This window comes from Mycobacterium sp., from assembly GCF_004298145.1.
Taxonomy (GTDB): domain Bacteria; phylum Actinomycetota; class Actinomycetes; order Mycobacteriales; family Mycobacteriaceae; genus Mycobacterium.
The window spans coordinates 12163-30195 of record NZ_SCRH01000070.1; the positions used below are offsets into that span (position 1 = coordinate 12163).

General features: G+C 68.1%; 15 protein-coding genes and 1 pseudogene. 8 read left to right on the forward strand and 8 right to left on the reverse strand.

The annotated features are described in order from the left end of the window. The first annotated feature begins 317 nt into the window (after window positions 1-317). The 3 genes from EPN51_RS27505 (at window position 318) to EPN51_RS27515 (ending at window position 5242) form a co-directional block, all read left to right on the forward strand. Window positions 318-1904 carry a PPE family protein gene (locus EPN51_RS27505; protein ID WP_293049041.1) on the forward strand — a complete coding sequence of 529 codons (1587 nt, stop codon included), beginning with the start codon at window positions 318-320 and terminating at the stop codon, window positions 1902-1904. A gap of 228 nt (window positions 1905-2132) precedes the next feature. Then, a complete protein-coding gene (locus tag EPN51_RS27510; RefSeq protein WP_293049042.1) occupies window positions 2133-2879 on the forward strand; it encodes a beta-phosphoglucomutase family hydrolase in 747 nt (248 codons plus the stop codon). Then, complete coding sequence (locus EPN51_RS27515) at window positions 2876-5242, forward strand: glycoside hydrolase family 65 protein (RefSeq protein WP_293049043.1); 2367 nt, start codon at window positions 2876-2878, stop codon at window positions 5240-5242. Before EPN51_RS27510 ends, EPN51_RS27515 begins: the two co-directional genes overlap by 4 nt. On the opposite strand, the gene EPN51_RS27520 is transcribed toward EPN51_RS27515, so the two are convergent. Further along, the gene (locus EPN51_RS27520) at window positions 5236-5811 is read right to left on the reverse strand and encodes a TetR/AcrR family transcriptional regulator (protein WP_293049044.1); all 576 of its coding nucleotides are present in this window, start codon (window positions 5809-5811) and stop codon (window positions 5236-5238) included. The two genes, EPN51_RS27515 and EPN51_RS27520, sit on opposite strands and share 7 nt — an antisense overlap. Before the next feature lie 60 nt (window positions 5812-5871). On the opposite strand from EPN51_RS27520, the gene EPN51_RS27525 reads away from it, so the two are divergent. After that, window positions 5872-6774, forward strand: a complete 903-nt coding sequence (locus EPN51_RS27525; protein ID WP_293049045.1) for a TauD/TfdA family dioxygenase — start codon at window positions 5872-5874, stop codon at window positions 6772-6774. Between the two features lie 161 nt (window positions 6775-6935). Here the strand turns inward: EPN51_RS27525 and EPN51_RS27530 are convergent, their stop codons facing one another. Together EPN51_RS27530 and EPN51_RS27535 are read right to left on the reverse strand one after the other, a co-directional pair. Continuing rightward, on the reverse strand, window positions 6936-8672 hold the full coding sequence (locus tag EPN51_RS27530) for a GMC family oxidoreductase (protein ID WP_293049046.1): 1737 nt from the start codon (window positions 8670-8672) through the stop codon (window positions 6936-6938). A 129-nt stretch (window positions 8673-8801) separates the two neighbouring features. Beyond that, window positions 8802-10838, reverse strand: coding sequence for a molybdopterin-dependent oxidoreductase (locus tag EPN51_RS27535; RefSeq protein WP_293049047.1), 2037 nt, complete (start codon window positions 10836-10838; stop codon window positions 8802-8804). Window positions 10839-10891: 53 nt separating this feature from the next. Between EPN51_RS27535 and EPN51_RS27540 the strand changes: the two genes are divergently transcribed. Next, a complete protein-coding gene (locus EPN51_RS27540) occupies window positions 10892-11518 on the forward strand; it encodes a TetR/AcrR family transcriptional regulator (protein WP_293049048.1) in 627 nt (208 codons plus the stop codon). Here EPN51_RS27540 and EPN51_RS27545 read toward each other — a convergent pair. Continuing rightward, window positions 11515-12654, reverse strand: coding sequence for a GuaB3 family IMP dehydrogenase-related protein (locus EPN51_RS27545; protein ID WP_293049049.1), 1140 nt, complete (start codon window positions 12652-12654; stop codon window positions 11515-11517). The genes EPN51_RS27540 and EPN51_RS27545 overlap by 4 nt on opposite strands. A gap of 7 nt (window positions 12655-12661) precedes the next feature. Beyond that, entirely contained in the window at window positions 12662-14257 is a 1596-nt protein-coding gene (guaB, locus tag EPN51_RS27550; RefSeq protein WP_293049050.1) for an IMP dehydrogenase, read from the reverse strand. Between the two features lie 163 nt (window positions 14258-14420). Between guaB and EPN51_RS27555 the strand changes: the two genes are divergently transcribed. Further along, on the forward strand, window positions 14421-14834 hold the full coding sequence (locus EPN51_RS27555) for a DUF5319 domain-containing protein (RefSeq protein WP_293049051.1): 414 nt from the start codon (window positions 14421-14423) through the stop codon (window positions 14832-14834). 9 nt (window positions 14835-14843) lie between these two features. Here EPN51_RS27555 and EPN51_RS27560 read toward each other — a convergent pair whose 3' ends face one another. The 3 genes from EPN51_RS27560 to EPN51_RS27570 form a co-directional block, all read right to left on the reverse strand. Next, a complete protein-coding gene (locus EPN51_RS27560; RefSeq protein ID WP_293049052.1) occupies window positions 14844-15458 on the reverse strand; it encodes an anti-sigma-D factor RsdA in 615 nt (204 codons plus the stop codon). After that, a complete protein-coding gene (locus EPN51_RS27565) occupies window positions 15445-16023 on the reverse strand; it encodes a sigma-70 family RNA polymerase sigma factor (RefSeq protein WP_293049053.1) in 579 nt (192 codons plus the stop codon). The genes EPN51_RS27560 and EPN51_RS27565 overlap by 14 nt, the downstream gene beginning before the upstream one ends. A 91-nt stretch (window positions 16024-16114) precedes the next feature. Further along, window positions 16115-16957, reverse strand: a complete 843-nt coding sequence (locus tag EPN51_RS27570) for a hypothetical protein (protein WP_293049054.1) — start codon at window positions 16955-16957, stop codon at window positions 16115-16117. Window positions 16958-17319: 362 nt separating this feature from the next. Between EPN51_RS27570 and EPN51_RS27575 the strand changes: the two genes are divergently transcribed. Together EPN51_RS27575 and ureA are read left to right on the forward strand one after the other, a co-directional pair. Continuing rightward, window positions 17320-17622, forward strand: coding sequence for a WhiB family transcriptional regulator (locus EPN51_RS27575; RefSeq protein ID WP_293049055.1), 303 nt, complete (start codon window positions 17320-17322; stop codon window positions 17620-17622). Window positions 17623-17800: 178 nt separating this feature from the next. Further along, window positions 17801-18016 (forward strand): annotated as a pseudogene (ureA, locus tag EPN51_RS27580) (urease subunit gamma); the annotation flags it as partial. Window positions 18017-18033 lie beyond the last annotated feature (17 nt).

Below are 18033 nucleotides of genomic sequence, written 5' to 3' on the forward strand. Positions count from 1 at the left end.
CACGTCGCCCGTCAACTCGATGTCGCGGCCATCACAGTGCCTGGAACCGGCCACTTTTCGGCCCTCGAGCGCCCAGCGAAAATGTTGCGCATCATCCGCCAAGGCGCCGCGGCCCGTCCGTGAGCCGGGACAGCCCGGCGACCCGAGGCCAAGTTATGCGTTTCGTATGAGGGTGGGGACACCCCATTGATAACGATAATCATTTTCAATTAGCGTTTCGGTGATTCTGTACGTTCGCCCAGCCCAGGAGTTGCCGTGATGGCGTTGCCTCCCGCGATCCCCCCGCTGATCGCCGACCGCAGCGGGGGCGTCCGACGATGACCGCACCGATCTGGATGGCCGCCCCGCCGGAGGTCCACTCGGCGTTGCTGAGCAGCGGCCCGGGGCCGGCGTCTCTGTTCGCCGCGGCAGCGGCGTGGAGCTCGATGGGCGCCGAATACGCCTCGGCAGCAGCGGAACTCAGCGGGCTGCTGGCGACGGCGCAGGCCGGGGCCTGGCAGGGGCCCAGCGCGGAATCCTACGTTGCCGCGCATACCCCGTATCTGGCGTGGTTGACGCAGGCCAGCGCGCACAGCGCCGCGGCGGCCACACAGCATGAGACGGCGGGCACCGCCTACACCGCCGCGTTGGCGGCGATGCCGACTATGCCCGAGCTGGCCACCAACCACGCCGTGCACGGCGCCCTGGTGGCGACGAATTTCTTTGGGATCAATACCATTCCGATCGCGGTCAACGAGGCCGACTATGCGCGGATGTGGGTTCAGGCCGCGGGCACCATGGCGACCTACCAAGGCGTCTCCACGGCGGCGGTGGTGGCCATGCCGCCGACCGACCCGGCGCCGCCGATCCTGAAATCCGAGGCCGCCGAGCAAGACGACCACGAGGAAGACGACGGCCATCACGACCATGAGCACGGGTTCGACAGTCCGCTCAACCAGTTCGTCGCCCAGATCCTGCGGCTGTTCGGGATCGACTGGGACCCCGTCGAGGGGACTCTCAACGGATTGCCCTACGAGGCCTACACCAACCCCGGGGACGTGCTCTGGTGGGTGGTTCGAGCCCTCGAACTGTTTTCGGATTTTCAACAGTTCGGGACCCTGTTACAGGAAAACCCGGCGGCGGCTTTCCAGTTCATCACCAACCTCGTGCTGCTCGACTGGCCGACTCACCTGGCCCAGCTCGCGAGCTGGCTCCCGACGCAACCCCAATTGCTGCTGATACCCATGCTCATCGCCGCGGCCCCGTTCGGGGCGTTGGCCGGTTTTGCGGGCCTGGCCGGGCTTGCGCCCCCGCCCGCGCCCGTAGCGGCGCCGGTAGCCCCGCCCGCCGCGACGACGCCCAGCCTGCCGGCGGCACTCGGCACGGCCCCGATCAGCGCGCCCGCCGCCGCCCCCGCGTCGGCACCGGCGCCCGCGCCCACGGCCGGCACGGTGGCCAGCCCGGCACCGCCCGCGCCGCCGGCGGCGGGCGCGGTCCCGTTCGTGCCTCCCTATGCCCTTGCGCCTCCCGGTTTCGGATTTGGTTCGGGAATGAGTGCGAGCGCTGCCACCGGTGCGAAAAGGAAGGCGCCCGAGCCCGATTCGGCCGCGGTTGTCGCCGCGTCGGCCGCGCGGGAGGCGGCGCGGGCCCGGCGGCGCCGGCGCGCGCGGCACCGCGGCTACGGCGACGAGTTCATGGACATGAACGTCGACGTCGATCCGGACTGGGACGACCCGACGACGACGGCGTCGGGACGCGGCGCCGGAAACCTGGGCTTCGCCGGCACGGCACGCAAGGAACCCGTTGCCGCGGCGGGCCTGACCACCCTGGCCCGTGATGGATTCGGTGGCGGGCCCAGCATGCCGATGATGCCGGGCACCTGGGCCCCGGAGGACGGCAAAGGGGTGCGCGACAACGACGATTGAGGCCCATCGTTGGTGAAATCAGTCACAGCACAGCGTGATAACGAATAGTAAGTGGTCCGCTGGTAGCCCGCCTGTTCCGTCGGGCTTGAACTCGCATTTGTCCTCGGTCCTGCAGGAGTCCCGGGCATGCCGGCGTCCGGTGCGCCATCGCAATACCCGGTGATCGCTGGCGACTTACACGTCGGCATGGTGGAGTGGATAGCGCCCAACCCCGATAGCCGAGAGTGAGTGCCCGTGCTGGGTCTGCCAGAAAAAGTGCGCGCCTGCCTGTTCGACCTCGACGGCGTGCTCACCGATACCGCGAGTGTGCACACCAAAGCCTGGAAGGCCATGTTCGACGCCTACCTGTCCGAGCGGGCCAAGCGCACCGGTGACGAATTCGTCCCCTTCGACGCGGCCACGGACTACCGCGAGTACGTGGACGGCAAGAAACGCGAGGACGGGGTCCGGTCGTTTTTGGAAAGCCGGGGCATCGAGCTGCCCGACGGCAACCCCGACGATCCCGAGGACGCCGAGACCGTCTACGGCCTGGGCAATCGCAAGAACGACATGTTCCAGAAAGTCCTGAAGCGAGACGGCGTCAAGGTGTTCGACGGGTCGCGGCGCTACCTCGAGGCGGTGTCGGCCGCTGGCCTGGGTATCGCGGTGGTGTCGTCGAGCGCAAACACCCGCGACGTCCTCGAGGTCACCGGCCTGGACCGGTTCGTGCAGCAGCGGGTGGACGGCATCACCCTGCGCCGGGAGCACATCGCCGGCAAGCCCGCGCCCGACTCCTACCTGCGCGGGGCGCAGCTGCTCGACGTCCCGGCCGACGCGGCGGCCGTGTTCGAAGATGCCTTGTCCGGGGTGGCCGCCGGCCGGGCCGGTAACTTCGGTTTCGTGGTAGGTGTCGACCGAGTGGGCCAAGCCGAGGACTTACGCCGCAACGGCGCCGACGTGGTGGTCGGCGACCTCGCCGAGTTGCTGCAGTCATGATCACCGATGAATCGTTCCCCGTTGACGCATGGCACGTTCGCGAAACCCAGCTTGATCTCAATCTGCTGGCCCAGTCGGAATCCTTGTTCACCTTGTCCAACGGGCATATCGGGCTTCGCGGCAACCTCGACGAGGGCGAGCCGTACGGCCTGCCGGGCACCTACCTGAACTCGTTCTACGAAATCCGGCCGCTGCCGTACGCCGAGGCGGGCTACGGCTACCCGGAAGCCGGCCAGACGCTCGTCGACGTCACCAACGGCAAGATCATCCGGCTGCTGGTCGAGGACGAGCCATTCGACGTCCGCTACGGCGAATTGCTTTCCCACGAGCGGGATTTGGACCTGCGCGCCGGAACGCTGACCCGCAGCGCACACTGGCGCTCGCCGGCGGGCAAAGAGGTCAAGGTGGTCTCCACCCGACTCGTCTCCCTGCCCCACCGCGGCCTCGCCGCCATCGAGTACGTGGTGGAAGCGGTCGGCGAATTCATCCGGGTCACGGTCCAGTCCGAACTGGTCACCAACGAAGACCAGCCGCAGACCTCCGGAGACCCGCGGGTGTCGGCCATCCTGGAGAACCCGCTCGACGAGGTCCACCATGAGAACACCGATACCAGTGCGGTTCTCATGCACCGCACCCGCAGCAGCGCACTGATGATGGCCGCCGGGATGGATCATGAGGTCGAGGTTCCCGGACGCGTCCAAATCAGCACCGATGCGCGCGCCGATTTGGCGCGGACCACCGTGATCTGTGGGCTGCGCGCGGGACAGAAGCTGCGCATCGTCAAATACCTGGCGTACGGCTGGTCGAGCATGCGCTCGCGTCCGGCGCTGCGCGACCAGGTCGCCGCCGCGCTGCACGGCGGCCGCTACAGCGGATGGCAGGGGCTACTGGAATCGCAACGGAAGTATCTGGACAACTTCTGGGATTGCGCGGACGTCGAGGTCGAGGGCGACCCCGAATCCCAGCAGGCCGTGCGATTCGGGCTCTTCCACCTGTTGCAGGCCAGCGCCCGCGCCGAACGCCGCGCGATCGCCGCCAAGGGGCTCACCGGAACCGGCTATGACGGCCACGCCTTTTGGGACACCGAGGGTTACGTGCTGCCGGTGCTGACGTACACCGCGCCGCACACGGTGGCCGACGCGCTGCGGTGGCGGGCCTCGACCCTTCACCTGGCCAAGGAACGAGCGGCCGAACTGGGCCTGGAGGGCGCCTCCTTCCCGTGGCGGACCATCCGCGGGCAGGAGTGCTCGGCGTACTGGCCGGCCGGCACGGCGGCCTGGCACATCAACGCCGACATCGCGATGGCCTTCGAGCGCTACCGCATCGTCACCGGGGACAACGACCTGGAAGCCGAGTGCGGCCTGGAGGTTCTGGTCGAGACGGCCCGGCTCTGGCTCGCGCTCGGCCATCACGACCGGCATGGCGTCTGGCACCTGGACGGTGTCACCGGCCCCGACGAGTACACCGCGATCGTCCGCGACAACGTCTTCACCAACCTGATGGCCGCGCACAATCTGCATACCGCCGCCGATGCGTGCACCCGTCATCCCGAGGCGGCCAAGGCGCTGGGGGTCACCACCGAGGAGTCGGCGGCCTGGCGCGACGCGGCCGATGCCGCCAACCTCCCCTACGACGCGGGCCTGCAGGTCCATCAGCAGTGCCAGGGGTTCACCACCTTCGCGGAATGGGACTTCGACAAGAACACCACCTATCCGCTGCTGCTGCACGAGGCCTATGTGCGGCTCTACCCCGCGCAGGTGATCAAGCAGGCCGACCTGGTGCTGGCCATGCATTGGCAGAGCCACGCGTTCACGCCCGAGCAGAAGGCCCGCAACGTCGACTACTACGAGCCGCGCATGGTGCGCGACTCGTCGCTGTCGGCCTGTACCCAGGCGGTGATGTGCGCCGAGGTCGGGCATTTGGAGCTGGCCCACGACTACGCGTATGAGGCCGCCCTGATCGATCTGCGGGATCTGCACCACAACACCCGCGACGGTTTGCACATGGCCTCGCTCGCCGGCGCCTGGACCGCGCTGGTGTCCGGGTTCGGCGGCCTGCGCGACGATGAGGGTGTGTTATCGCTGGATCCTCAACTGCCCGACGGTATTTCGCGGCTGCGGTTCCGGCTGCGGTGGCGAGACTTCCGGGTCACCATCGACGTCAACCATTCCGATGTCACGTACACGCTGCGCGACGGGCCCGGCGGCGAGCTGACCATCCGGCACTCCGGCGAGGACCTCGAGCTCAACACCGAGTCCCCGACGACCGTCGCGGTGCGTCCGCGCAAGCCGCATCTGCCGCCGCCGCGCCAGCCCCCGGGCCGCGAGCCCATGCACCGGCGGGCCGTGTCCCGGCCTCACTGAGCGTCGGCGGCCCCGAGAATCCGCTGCACCTCGGCGCCTGCCGCCTCGCGTATCTCGGCGTCCGTCAGCTCTTCGATCCCGGTCGCCGAGCGCAGGATTGGCGCGAACAGTCGCCAACCGAACTGCAGGGCAAGGGCATTGGCGACCGCGAGCCGCGCTCTGACCTCGTCGTGGTACAGCGGCCGCACCCCGTCCAGCAGGGTCGCGATGTTGGGAAAGCGCTTCTGCAGCTGCCCGGCCGGATAGCCGTCGAGCACGGTGCGGGCCATCACTCGTATCTGCCGGTCCAGGGAGCGCTGCACCACCTCCGCGGGGGTGTCGGTCTCCAGCAGGGCGCTCAGGTGGGCACCGAGATGATCGAGCACGGCGCCGACGAGTTGTTCCTTGGTGCCGAAGTGCCGGAACACCAGGCCGTGATTGACGTTGGACCGCGCGGCGATGTCGCGGATGGAGGTCGCGGCCGGGCCGCGCTCGGCGAACAAATCGGTGGCGGCCTCCAGGATCGCCGCGGCCACTTCCGCGCGCCCGGTAGGCACTTTCCCGCGGCCTGTTGCGGAAGTTGTAGTCATCTGACTACACTACCAAATGTAGTCGGTTGACTACACCCGTTTTGACTCAAGGAAGATGACATGACAGGTCAGATAATCGTCACCAAACTGGGAAGCCGCATCGGCGCCCGGGTCGACGGGGTGCGCCTCGGCGGCCACCTGGACGAGGCCGCGGTCGACACGATCCGCCGGGCACTGGTGACCCACAAGGTCATCTTCTTCCGCCACCAGCACCAGCTCGACGACGCGCAGCAGCTCGACTTCGCCCGCCTGCTGGGCACTCCCATCGGCCACCCGGCCGCGTCCGCCCTGGCCGCCAAGCACATGCCGGTGATCACGCCGATCGACTCCGAGTACGGCAAGGCGAACCGCTGGCACACCGACGTGACCTTCGCCGCCAACTACCCGGCGGCCTCGATCCTGCGCGCGGTCACCCTGCCCACCTATGGTGGCTCGACGATGTGGGCCTCGACCGCGGCGGCCTACCAGGATCTGCCCGAGCCGCTGAAGCACCTGGTGGAAAACCTCTGGGCGCTGCACACCAACCGCTACGACTACGTGAGCACCGAAGCGGTCATGTCGATGAGTGACACGCAGCGGACGTTTCGGCAAGCCTTCGAGAAGCCGGACTTCCGCACCGAGCACCCGGTGGTGCGGGTGCACCCGGAGACCGGCGAACGCACCCTGCTGGCCGGCGATTTCGTGCGCGGCTTCGTCGGCCTGGACAGCCACGAATCGACCACGCTGCTGGATCTGCTGCAACGACGAATCACCGTGCCGGAGAACACCATTCGTTGGAACTGGGCACCGGGCGACGTCGCCATGTGGGACAACCGCGCGACCCAGCACCGGGCGATCGACGACTACGACGACCAGCCCCGGCTCATGCACCGCATCACGTTGATGGGCGACGTGCCGGTCAACGTGCGCGGCGAGCACAGCCGGGCGCTCAGCGGCGCACCGCTGGAAGTGTTGGCGAGCTGATGATGGTGACGACCCGCATCGCCCGGCAACGCCGCGCTCGCGATCGTCACGACCTGATGGTGACGACCCGCATCGCCCGGCAACGCCGCGCTCGCGATCGTCACGACCTGATGGTGACGACCCGCATCGCCCGGCTACGCCGCGCTCGCGATCGTCACGACCTAGCTGACCGAGCTGACCGGATCGACCGGCAACCAGCGCAGCGCCCCCGGGGCGGAGACGGGCACTTGCGGGTGCGCTGGCGCTATCGGATCCAGCCGGCGGTACGGCTCACCCTGGACCGGACGCTGGTCGTTCTCACCGTTGTTCGGCCATAAGGAGGCGGCCCGTTCGGCCTGGGCGGTGATGGACAACGAGGGATTGACGCCCAGGTTCGCCGAGATGGCCGCGCCGTCCACCACGAACAGCGTGGGGTAGCCGTAGACCCGGTGATAGGGGTCGATGACCCCGTGCTCGGCGTTGTCGCCGATCGCCGCGCCGCCGAGGAAGTGGGCGGTCAGCGGGATGTTGAACAGCTCTCCCCAGGTGCCGCCGGCCACGCCGTCGACCTTTTCGGCGATGCGCCGGGTCACCCTGTTCCCGACCGGGATCCAGGTCGGGTTGGGTTCCCCGTGGCCCTGCTTGCTGGTGTACCAGCGGATGCCCAACTTGCCGCGTTTGGTGTAGGTGGTGATCGAGTTGTCCAGGTGCTGCATGACCAGGGCGATCAGGGTGCGCTCGCTCCACTGGTGCACGTTGAGCATCCGCATCATGCGGCGCGGGTCCTCGCGCGCCTGGTCCAGCAGCTGCTTCCAGCGCGGCACGTCGGTGCCCTCCGGACCGGCGCCGTCGGTCATCAGGGTCTGCAGCAGGCCCATCGCGTTGGAACCCTTGCCGTAGCGGCAGGGTTCGATGTGGGTGTCGGAGGTCGGGTGGATCGACGATGTGATGGCCACCCCGTGCGTCAGGTCCAGGTTGGGGTCGACCTCGAGCTTGCCGGCCCCGACGATGGACTCGGAGTTGGTGCGTGTCAGCACGCCCAGCCGCTCGGAAAGACGGGGTAACTTGCCCGTGTCGCGCATCTTGAACAGGAGATGCTGCGTGCCCCAGGTGCCCGCGGCCAGGATCAGGTGCGTCGCCGTGTAGGTGTGCCGGTCCCTGCGCAGCCAGCTTCCGGTGCGAACGGTGCTCACCTCCCACACCCCGTCCGGGCGCTGCTGGAAGCCCTTCACCGTCGTCATTGGAATGACTTGCGCCCCACCCGATTCCGCGAGGAAGAGGTAGTTCTTCAGTAGGGTGTTCTTGGCGCCGTAGCGGCAGCCGGTCATGCAGCATCCACACTCCAGGCAGCCGGTGCGCTCGGGCCCCGCGCCGCCGAAGTAGGGGTCCGGCACGGTTTTGCCCGGGGCCTTGATGCCGTCGGGACCGAAGAAGACCCCGACCGGCGTCGGTACGAACGTGTCGCCACAGCCCATTTCGTCGGCGACCTGTTTGACGATGCGGTCGGCGTCGGTGAAGGTCGGATTCTCCACCACGCCCAGCATCCGCCGCGCCTGGTCGTAGTGCGGCATCAGCTCGTCGCGCCAGTCGGTGATGTGCGACCACTGCTGGTCTTTGAAGAACGGCTCCGGGGGCACATACAGCGTGTTGGCGTAGTTCAGCGAGCCGCCGCCCACTCCGGCGCCGGCCAGGATCATCACGTTGCGCAGCGGGTGGATGCGCTGAATGCCGTAGCAACCCAGCCTCGGTGCCCACAGGAACTTACGCAGATCCCAGGACGTCTCGGCGAAATCCTCGTCGGCGAACCGGCGTCCGGCCTCCAGAACGCCGACGCGGTAGCCCTTTTCGGTCAGCCGCAACGCGCTGACGCTGCCCCCGAAACCCGAACCGATGATCAGGACGTCGTAATCCGGCTTCATCGCACCAGTATGGCCTTACTCGCGGGTAACAAGCCAGCGACGGGTTCTCCCCGAGCGTCGCGATGAGCTGGGGCAAGTCCGCGGTCGATCGGATGCAGGTGGCCCACCGAGCGACCCGGTATGTGCGCGCTAGGGTGCGGCCTGCACGCTGACCGCGACACCGGAGTAGTGCGTCATCCCGGTGACGGGATCGATGTCATCCTTGCTGGTAAGCAGGTTGACGTTGGCTCGGTGCGCGTGCCCGTGGGGTATCGACACGGCTCCGCGCCGGATCGCCGGATCGACTTTGGCAACCCCGATCAGCTCCCCGCTGGTACTGCGTACGGTCACTTTCTGGTTATCCAGGACGCCGGCCGCCGCGGCGTCGTCCGGGTGCATGAGGACTTCGGAAGGCTCGCCCAGGTACTCCAGCTGCGAGTTCAACATGCTGCGCTGGCGGCGAGGCACCAGAACCAGCGGGGCGGGCTGCTCCAGCGTGGCCAGCTGATCGACGAGTATCGCCGGCGCCAGCCGCCACCCGCCCAGCCGCTCGATGTGTCGGTCGACCCAGGGTGCCGGCACCTCATGGCCCACCCGCACGCAGCGTTCCTCGACGAGCCGTTCCATCGGCAGGCGCGCACCTGCGGTCACGCCCGCCAGCATCGCATCGTCGGTGATCGGCTGGCTGGTGTCGGCGAGCACGTGGCCGAGACGTTGCCCGAGTTCAGCCAGCACCCACCAGGTCGAGCGGCGGTCTCCCACCGGGTCGACGACGGCCGGAGTGTATTGCGCGCCAACCTGTGTCAACAGCACGTCCCACAGTGTCACGTCGGGCCGCTCCAGCTGGTCTTTGGTGGCCAACACATGAGTCGACAGCTCGGTCGTTTCGTTTCCGATGATCTCGAGGGTGGCCAACACGTCGAGCTTGCGCAGCGCCGACGTCAGCGCACCGGCGTTGGGGAAGCCGGTGACCATGCTGCCGCCCAGGTTCAGCACGGCGCGGATATTGCCGGCATTGATCTCGTCGGGCAGTGCCGCACAGGGCCATTCATCGAGCAGCGAGCGTAATTCGGGACGGCTGCGCGGGCCCGGCCCGAACGATCCCTCGGGTCCGGAGATCGGTAACTCGAACGTTTCCAGCTGGTACCAGTATCCGGGGTGAAACCAGCAGCCGCCCGGCCGGTTCAGCGACCCGGTCACCGCCAGCAACGCGCAGGCAAGCCACTGGGTGACGTTCGCGGTCGCCGACATGGTTACGCCCGTTCCGGTCTCTACGGCGATCCGCCCGGTGTGACGCACCGCCGCCAGCAGCTCCGCGAGTCCGATCGGGTCGGCATCGGTCAGCTGGGCGGTGCGATCCAGGGTGAACGGCGCCACTGCCGCCGCCAGCGCGTCGCCGTCCGCGGTGTGGCGCCGCAGAAACTCGCGATCGGCGCCATCGGACAGCAGTTCACGCACCAAGAACGCCAACACCGCATAGTCGGTACCCGGGCGCGGCGCCAGGTGACCGGTCGCCATCCGCGCCGTCTCGGTACGGCGAGGGTCGACGACCCACAGCTGGCCCCGATCGGTCAGTGCGCGCAAATACCCCCTCGGGTTCGGCATCGCGATGTTATGGCCATGCGAGACAACGGGATTGGTACCGACCAGCAGAAGCAGATCGGCGTTGTCGTAGTCGGGGCGTCCGGACAGCGCCGACGTACCGCCCATCAGATCCGCGATCAACACCTTGGCGGTGCCGTCGATCGTCATCGGACTGAATTTCGCCGGGGTGCCGATGGCGGCGTGTAAGCCCTGTGCCATCCGGTACCCGGTGGTGTCCATGCCCAGGCCGCTGCCGAAGAAAATGCCGACCGACCCGGGCCCGTGGCGGTCGATGACCCGGCGCAACCGCTCGCCCAGGTCGTCGAGGCACTCCTGCCAGGTGGTGGGCACCAAGACGCCGTCAACCCGCATCATCGGGCGGTCGAGCCGATTCGGGTGATGGTGCATCTTCGCCAGTGCACGGCCCTTCGGGCAGGTGTAACCCTTCGATCGCGGATGTTCCGGATCGCCGCGCACGTCGACCACGGTGTCACCGTCGACGTCGACCAGGATTCCGCAGACCGTCGTGCAGATCCGGCAGAAGCTACGTATCGTGCGCACGCCCTCGGCAGTCACCGCGCCCTCCTCTGTGGTCCAGGCCACACCCAAAATGTAGGCAGTGACAACAATGATGTCAATGACTACATCTTGGTAGGGTGCGGGTTGTGGACGTCCGCCGCTACCACCACGGCACCCTTCGCGCGGCGCTGCTGGCCGAGGCCGAGAAATCGCTGCGGGTATCCGGCGCGGACAGCCTGTCGCTGAGGGAACTGGCCCGCGCGGTGGGCGTCAGTCACAGCGCCCCGCGCCGGCATTTCGACGACAAGGCAGCGCTGTTGGACGCCCTCGTCGTCGATGGTTTCCACCATCTCGGTGACGCCCTGGCCACGGCGGCCGAGCCCGATGGCCGGGACTTCGTTGCCAGCCTGAGCGACGTCGCCGTGGCCTATATCCGATTTGCCACCGACAATCCCGCGTTGGTTGACCTGATGTCGGCCAGCAGATACCTCGCGAACGCCTCCGATGAGCTGAGGCGGGCACGGGATGCCGCCTTCGCGCCCGTCGTGCGCCTCGTCGAGACCGGCCAGGCGGCCGGTGAGCTGGTTGCCGGCGATCTGCAGAAGATCGGGACGGTACTTTTTGCTGCCCTGCACGGCATCGCGACCATGGCCAACAACAAAATGATCGATCCGCTCGAGGACGAACTGATCTTCGACGTCGTGAATTCGCTTCTCGATGGCCTGGCGCCGCGCCAACGACCCGAGCGTCGCAACGGCAACTAGCTACCGACGATCAGGCCGACCTTCTGGAACTCCTTGAGGTCGCAATACCCGGCCTTGGCCATCGACCGGCGCAGACCGCCGACCAGGTTGAGGCTGCCGAACGGATCGTCGGACGGCCCGCCCAGCACCTGCTGCAGCGGCGGGCGCTCGCCGACGGCGATCTGCAGCAGCGCCCCGCGCGGCAACGACGGGTGCGCGGCCGCGGCCGGCCAGAACCATCCTTCGCCGAGCGCCTCGGCGGACTCGGCGAGCGGGGTGCCCAGCATCACCGCGTCGGCGCCGCAGGCGATCGCCTTCGCCAACTCGCCCGAGGTGTGGATGTCACCGTCGGCCAGCACGTGCACGTAGCGGCCGCCGGTCTCGTCGAGGTACTCGCGGCGCGCCGCGGCGGCGTCGGCGATCGCGGTGGCCATCGGCACGCTGATGCCCAGCACCTCGTCACTGGTGGTCACTCCGCTGGTCGCGCCGTAACCGACGATGACGCCGGCGGCGCCGGTGCGCATCAGGTGCAGCGCGGTGCGGTGGTCTTGCACACCGCCGGCGACCACCGGCACGTCCAGCTCGGAGATGAAGGTCTTGAGGTTCAGCGGTTCCCCGGCCCCATCCCTGTCCCTGACCACCCGTTCCGCCGAGACGATGGTGCCCTGGATGACCAGCAGGTCGATGCCGGCCTGCAGCAACACCGGGGTGAGCGCCTGGGCGTTTTGCGGGCTGACGCGCACCGCGGTGGTGACACCGGCCTCCCGGATGCGGGCGACGGCGGAGCCCAGCAGGTCCGGATTCAGCGGCGCCGCATGGAATTCCTGCAGCAGCCGGATCGCCGCCGAGGGTTCGGGCTCCTTGCTGGCGGCCTCGAGCAGCTGCGCGATCTTGGCCTCGACATCGGCGTGCCGCCCGATCAATCCCTCGCCGTTGAGCACGCCCAGACCGCCGAGGCGGCCCAGCTCGATCGCGAATTCCGGTGACACCAGCGCATCGGTCGGATGAGCCAGCACCGGGATCTCGAACCGGTAGGCGTCCAGCTGCCAGGCGGTCGACACGTCCTGCGACGAGCGGGTGCGCCGCGAGGCCACGATGCTGACTTCGCTCAGTTCATAGCTGCGACGGGCGATGCGGCCCATCCCGATCTCGACCATCTGGGCCTCAGCGCGCGTAGTAGTTGGGGGCTTCGACCGTCATGGCGACGTCGTGCGGGTGGCTTTCCCGCAGCCCGGCCGCCGTGATCCGGACGAACTGGGCCTGTTGCAGCGCCTCGATGGTCGACGAGCCGGTGTACCCCATCGCCGCGCGCAGACCGCCGGTCAGCTGGTGGATCACCGAGGACAGCGGGCCGCGGAACGGTACCCGGCCCTCGATCCCCTCCGGCACCAACTTGTCCTCCGAGAGCGCGTCGTCGGCGAAGTAGCGGTCCTTGGAGTACGACTTTCCGCTCCCGGAACCCCGGCCCGCCATGGCCCCCAGCGACCCCATTCCGCGGTAGCTCTTGAACTGCTTGCCGTTGACGAAGATGAGTTCGCCGGGCGCCTCGGCGGTGCCTGCCAGCAACGAGCCGAGCATGGTCGTCGACGCCCCGGCGGCCAGCGCCTTGGCGATGTCGCCGGAGTACTGCAGTCCGCCGTCCGCGATCACCGGCACCCCGGCCGAACCGCAGGCGGCGACGGCTTCCAGGATCGCGGTGATCTGTGGCGCGCCGACGCCGGCCACCACCCGGGTGGTGCAGATCGACCCCGGTCCCACCCCCACCTTCACCGCGTCGGCACCGGCGGCGACGAGGGCGGCCGCGGCCGACCGGGTGGCGACGTTGCCGCCGATCACCTCGACGCGGTCGCCCGCCTCGGCCTTGAGTTTGCCGACCATGTCGAGCACCAGCCGGTTGTGCGCGTGCGCGGTGTCCACGATCAGCACGTCCACGCCGGCGTCGACCAGCATCATGGCGCGCACCCAGGCGTCGCCGCCGACGCCGACGGCGGCGCCGACCAGCAGCCTGCCGTCGCTGTCCTTGGTGGCCAGCGGGTGCTGTTCGGTCTTGACGAAGTCTTTGACGGTGATGAGCCCGGTCAGCCGGCCGTGGCCGTCGACGATGGGCAGCTTCTCGATCTTGTGGCGCCGCAAGAGGCCCAGCGCCGCGTCGGCGGACACTCCCTCCTGCGCGGTGATCAGTGGGGCCTTGGTCATCACCTCGGCGACCTTCTTGGTCTGGTCGACCTCGAACCGCATGTCGCGGTTGGTGATGATGCCGACAAGCGAGCCCGACTCGTCGACCACCGGCAGGCCGGAGATCCGGAACCGGGCGCACAGGGCGTCGACCTGAGCCAGCGTGTTGTCCGGGCGGCAGGTGACCGGATCGGTGACCATGCCGGCCTCGGAGCGTTTCACCATCTCGACCTGGCCGGCTTGTTCGGCGACCGGCAGGTTGCGGTGCAGCACACCCATGCCACCGGCGCGCGCCATAGCGATGGCCATCCGCGACTCGGTGACGGTGTCCATCGCCGAACTCACCAGCGGCACCTTGAGTCTGATCTTCTTGGTGAGCTGGCTGGAGGTGTCGGCGGTGGCGGGAACCACGTCAGACGCGGCGGGCAGCAACAGGACGTCGTCGAACGTCAGCCCCAGCATCGCGATCTTGTGCGGGTTGTCGCCCCCGGTGGGCACCGGGTCATCGACCAGGCCACCCACCCGCACATACGGACTGCCGACGAGGTCAGAGCTGTCTTCCAGGTGGGACGTGCCACGGGTCATCAGTGGAGCCCTCCATACGATGCGGCGTGAGAAACCCCATCCTATCGGCTCGCCTCCCGCTGGAGTTCGCTTGCTCGGGGCGCGCCGCGCGCGCAACACGGCACGGGAACGGCGGGTGGCTCCCTGCTGGCGTTATCGCGACCGGGCTGCGTAGGCTAGAGGCGTGCGCGACCACCTCCCACCGGGTTTGCCGCCCGATCCTTTTGCCGACGACCCCTGCGATCCGTCGGCGGCGCTGGAAGCAGTCGAGCAGGGCCAGCCCCTGGATTCCCAAGAGCGGATGGCCGTCGAGGCCGACCTCGCGGATCTGGCGGTGTACGAAGCGTTGCTGGCGCACATAGGGATTCGCGGACTGGTGGTGTGCTGCGACGAGTGTCAGCAGGATCACTATCACGACTGGGACATGTTGCGGGCCAACCTGCTGCAGCTGTTGATCGACGGCACCGTGCGCCCGCACGAGCCGGCCTATGATCCCGAGCCGGATGCCTACGTCACGTGGGATTACTGCCGGGGCTACGCGGATGCCTCGCTCAACGAAGCGACGTCAGACGCCGACGGTTTTCACCGCCGTCACTGATTTCCACCGTCACGGGGTGGCCGCCTTCGGCGAGGCAACCGGCGCCGGCAGCGTGGCGTTCGGGTTGCGCGATTCGACCTTGAGGTTCAACAGCTTCAGCTGGTTCATCAGGTCCCGTTTGGCGGCCGGGTCGTCAATCGACTGCACCAAGCTGCTCACCTCGGTCAGCTGATTCCTGGCCCGGTCCCACTCACCACGGTCGATCGATTCCTGCACCTTGGCCAGGTCGGCCTTGGCGGCCAGCATTTCCTGCTTTTCGTTGACCCGCGGTTGGTCGAAGAACATCGCGTGCAGCCCGTGCAGGGGGGTGCCGGGACGGGCCTCGACCACCATGGCGCCAAAGCCACTGAGCGCGATCAACGCCGCCGCGACCGATCCGATGGCGGTCAGGCCACGATGACCGCGCCGGCCCTGGGCCAACCCGGTGCGCAGCGCGTTGACGGCCTCTTCGGGCGTCACCAGCGCGCTGGCCGGGGGCCACCTCAGGTTGTCGCGCCAGTCCTCCAACATGGTGGTCAGCACGTCGACGTCGGGGTCCTCGACATCCACCGGCCGGCGTTGGGCGAGCGCATCGAGGAGCAGATCGGTGCGAGCGAATTCATTCAGGGATTCAGGCACAGTCACCTGCCGCGATCATCTCGGACTTCAACCGCGACAGCGCGCGGTGCTGGGCAACCCGGACCGCCCCGGTGGTACTGCCGACCGCGGCCGCGGTCTCCTCGGCGGACAGGCCGACGACGACGCGCAGGATCAGGATCTCGCGTTGCTTGGCGGGCAGGATTTCGAGCAGTTCACTCATCCGGCTCACCGAATCGGCTTCGATGGCAAGCTGTTCGGGCCCCGCGTCGGGCGACCAACGCTCGGGAATCGATTCGGTGGGATAGGCGAGGTCACGACCGGCCGCCCGGTGCGCGTCGGCGACCTTGTGGGCCGCGATGCCGTACAGGAAGGCCAGGAATGGGCGCCCGCGATCGCGATAGCGGGGCAGCGCCGTGATAGTCGCCAAGCACACCTCCTGTGCCACGTCATCCGCTGACAGGCCACCCCGCTCGACTGTGCCGACGCGCGCCCGGCAATATCGCACGACGATCGGGCGGATGGTCTCCAGCACCTCCCTCAGTGCGCCGTGGTCTCCGGTGACGGCCTTGGCGACCACAGCATCGAGACGTTCCCCTGCTGGAATTGTCATCGACGGTGATATCCCTAACGTTACGAACCGGACACATCGCGGGCCTAACCGGGCTAACTAACGAACTGACAATAACGGGCGGGACCCCGTTTCAAGCGGAACGCCACGTCCCACCGGCGTGCCGCACCTGGCCTGCGCAGATATCGCGGATTTCGTGCAGTTGATGTGCCGAAAAAGTGACACTTTCGATATCGATCAGCAAGCTCGCCAGCGCCCATCGGAGCGGCAGTAGACCCAGCCGGCCGGTGGTCTGCAGCGCGGCCTCCGCGACCGCGCGGGCGCGCTCGATATTTCCCGCGCTGCACAGCGCAGCGGCCAGCACCACGTCGCTCTTGACTTGGTGCCGCGCCGACGCCCAGGTCGGAGCAGAGGCCATGGCCGCCGCCAGCTCCACCGCCTCGCCGGCGTGGCGGACGGCGACGTCGCCCTCGCCGCGGGCCATCGCGAGCTCGGCGGCGACCCATCGGCGGCGCACCGGGATCCGGTCGGGCACCGTCGCTTCGGAATCCGGGGATGACAGCAGTGGGTCGGCGCGCGCCAACAGCGTCGCCGCGGCCGCGAAGCGCCCGACGCCCAGCGCGTCGGCGGCCAGCCCGATCAGGGCGTCGGCGCCCGCCTCGGGATCGGTGCCGGCCAGTGCCAGCGCGCGCCCGTCCCAGCCGCGCGCCACGGCGTGCCAGCCGAGCTGGCGCAGGAACGACCCCTGTGTGCTCATGCCCAACGAGGCCAGCCGTCCGGCCGAAGCGCTGCGCCGCAGCACCGCGAGGTCGCGCTGGGCGGTGCCGTAGCGTCCCTGGCCCCCGGCCGCCACGGCGCGCAGCCACAGTTGCGCCGGTGTCGTCGCCGACGGCAGCGGCCAGCTGCCGGGCCGGTCTCCGAACGCGGCGTCGGCCAGCTGCCGCTCAATCAGGGAAGTGTGACGAGTTTCAATCACAATGATGTAGTAAACAGTTTGTGCTCTTTCTGTTACCGAACAGTTAATCACTGTATCCCATGGATAAATTCCGCTCGGGACTCCCCTCGGCCCTGAGCTGGGAAATCTCCTTTCGGCCAACTCCCTGGTAGTACCGCGTCGGTATGGCCATTTCATTAGAGGTGAACGCAAAGTTAATTTTGCCCTAATCGGCACATATTTTGCCGGGCTAAGTGGCTATTGACGGAAATTCATCATCGCCCCTAACGTTTACGCATGACGGGTAGTCATCGGGGACTCCGCTCCACTTAATTTAAGTTGCACACAATCGCGTTCGCGAACCTGACCTCACCTGGCGGGCCGTGCAGAGAGGGAACGAACCAATGCCACAGCCGGAGCAGCTACCTGGACCCAACGCCGACATCTGGAATTGGCAACTGCAGGGCGTGTGCCGCGGCGTCGACTCAGCGGTGTTCTTCCACCCCGACGGCGAGCGCGGGCGCGCCCGCATGCAGCGCGAGCAACGCGCCAAGGAAATGTGCCGGCAGTGCCCGGTGATCCAGGAATGCCGTTCGCATGCCCTCGGCGTCGGCGAGCCCTATGGGGTTTGGGGCGGCCTGTCGGAATCCGAACGCGACCTCCTCCTCAAGGGCGACATCGGACGGGGCATCCGCCGCAGCGCCTGACCGGCCGATCCTGTTGGGCCGCAATCTGATCGGCGGCCCGAGGCCGAACACAGCCATCGCCTGTCCGGCCGGTGGCCGGCCGCAGCCGGGGTAGCTGCGCGATCCCTGCGTTGCTCATCGTGACCCGGTGGGAATACGCCCTGCGCGGTTCGCGGGAGCCGCAGGAAAGGTAGTCGCGATGCTGCTCACCCTCAAAGAGCAGGAACGGCTGATGATCCATACCGCCGCGGAATTGGCACGCAGCCGCCGCGCTCGCGGCCTGAAATTGAACCTGCCCGAGGCCACCGCGATCATCAGCGACTTCCTGTTCGAAGGCGCGCGGGACGGGCGGACCAAGGCCGATCTGCAGAACGCCGGCCGCGAGGTGCTCACCCGCGAGGACGTCATGGACGGGGGTGACTGTCAGCTCGC